General features: G+C 37.9%; 2 protein-coding genes. One reads left to right on the forward strand and one right to left on the reverse strand.

What is annotated here, in order from left to right; all coding sequences use genetic code 11:
• Nucleotides 1-31 precede the first annotated feature (31 nt).
• A complete protein-coding gene (yihA, locus tag CEX73_RS02210) occupies nt 32-664 on the forward strand; it encodes a ribosome biogenesis GTP-binding protein YihA/YsxC (RefSeq protein WP_101626968.1) in 633 nt (210 codons plus the stop codon).
• Between the two features lie 10 nt (nt 665-674).
• Here the strand turns inward: yihA and polA are convergent.
• Nucleotides 675-2,377: DNA polymerase I (gene polA / locus CEX73_RS02215; RefSeq protein WP_101626969.1), on the reverse strand; the 1,703-nt coding region annotated here is incomplete at its 5' end.

Genomic DNA, 2,377 nt, shown 5'->3' on the forward strand with positions numbered 1-2,377 from the left:
AGTTAATCTTCACAAGAGAAAAATATTCTTTTTGTCAAGTAAATATAATTACCACATAACTCATTTTGTTTATAGTGCGCCGTGTATTAGTAATCTCTTCTACGATAGAGGTATTGAGATAGCTTTTGCTGGTAGTTCCAATGTTGGAAAGTCTAGTGCTATCAATATACTTACAAATCAGAAAAACCTAGCTCGAACTGGTAAAAAACCAGGCAGCACCAAACTTATCAATTTCTTTGAGGTAGAACCTGGTATTCGTTTGGTTGATCTACCTGGTTATGGTTACGCTAAAGTGCCAGTAGCACTGAAATCTCAGTGGCAGTATGGTATCAATGAATATTTACAAAAACGTGAGAGTCTGAAGGGGCTCGTAGTGCTCATAGATATTCGTCATACAATCAAATATCTAGATAAGTGTATCATACAGTTTGCTGTAGAACTAAATTTACCTGTATTTATTCTATTAAATAAAGCAGATAAGATTACTGCCTGCGCGCGTCAAGCGCAGTTAAATAATGTACGTAAAAATATACCATCTATCCAAGGTAAAGGTGATGTAGAAGTAGAAATTTTTTCTTCATGGCAAATGCTGGGAGTAAATAAACTGAAGCAAAAACTAGATAGTTGGTTCAGCTCTGGAAGGAAAATAAACTCTTTGATTTAGCTTATAATATTTACTTACTGACTTTATCCCAGTTTTTACCTATTCGTACATCTACTTCTAACGGTACATCTAGAGTAAAGCAACTTTCCATTAGTGCCGTAATTTTAGTAGTAGCTTTTTTTACTACATTGCGCTGGACTTCAAATACGAGCTCATCGTGCACCTGCATAATCATACCAACCGGCGGAGCTTCTTTCTGTAACCATTCATCTATAGCGATCATCGCTCGTTTAATAATATCTGCTGCTGTTCCTTGCATAGGAGCGTTAATTGCTGCACGTTCTGCACTTTTTTTACATATATCATTGCGTGAATGTATTTCTGGTAAATAGAGCCTACGACCGTCAATAGTAGAAACATAACCTTGTTTGCTAGCTTGTTGACGTGTACGCTCCATATATTTTAACACATAGGGATAACGAGCAAAGTAACATTTAATGTACTTATCTGCCTCTGAACAAGATACTGACAATTGGCGCGCTAGCCCAAAAGCGCTCATGCCGTAAATCAGACCAAAGTTAATAGTTTTAGCGCGTCGGCGTTGGTCTTTCGTGACATTCTCCAGTGAGATATTGAACAACTCTGCTGCTGTGGCACTGTGGATATCTTTTCCTACTGAAAATGCATTCAATAGGCCTGGATCACGTGATATATGCGCTAAAATCCGTAGTTCAATCTGTGAATAATCTGCTACTACAAGATAACAATCTTGCGGCGCGATAAAAGCCTGACGAAGACCCCGTCCTACTTCGTAGCGGACTGGTATGTTCTGTAAATTAGGATCACTAGAAGAAAGACGTCCAGTGGTAGTGATAGCTTGATGATAAGAAGTATGTATTCGCTTAGACTGCTTATTTATCATCAGTAGAAGCTTATTAATATAAGTTGACTTTAGCTTAGCTAGACAACGATACTCCAAAATTAGTCTAGGTAATCGATAGTTTCGCGCTAGAGCAACCAGCACTTCTTCGTTAGTAGAACGAGCCCCGCTAGGGGTTTTCTTTAGTACAGGTAATTTATGTTTATCATATAAAATAACTTGTAGCTGCTTAGTAGAAGAGAGATTAAAAGGCTCTTTTGCTAGTTCATATGCAGCTACTTCTAAATCACATAATCGCTTGGCAAATGCTATGGAGTAAGTAGCGAGTATATTTTCGTCAATCATAACCCCAGTACTTTCAATACGCGATAATACTGGTACTAGTGGGGCTTCTATTTCTTGAAATACTTTTTTTAAATCTGGTACTTGTTCTAAGCGTGGCCACAGCTTATGATGCAAACGTAGCGTGACATCAGCGCATGATGCCGCATAAAGGGCTGCCTGTTTTATGGGAATTTGGTTGAAGGTAAGTTGATTACGTCCTGTTCCTGCTATTTGATCTAATCTAACTGTAGTATGTTTTAGATAGCGATTTGCTAAACTATCCATATCGTGCTTGCCTGATGTACTATCTAGTACATAAGACTCTAGCATGGTATCGAAGATTATACCTGCCAAATTGATATTATAGCGTTTTAAGATACTGTAATTCCATTTCAAATTATGGCCTATTTTTGCGATAGTCGTATCTTCAAAGACTGATTTCAGAAACGCAAGAACCTGCATACAATCTAGTTGATTTGGTGCATTAAAGTAATTATGCCCTACTGGTAAGTAAGCAGTTTTGCCAGGCCTAATGGCGAAACATAGCCCCACTATTTTTGCTGTTAGAT

Origin of the sequence: Candidatus Palibaumannia cicadellinicola, assembly GCF_002855795.1 — a bacterium.
Classification (GTDB): Bacteria; Pseudomonadota; Gammaproteobacteria; order Enterobacterales; family Enterobacteriaceae; genus Baumannia; species Baumannia cicadellinicola_C.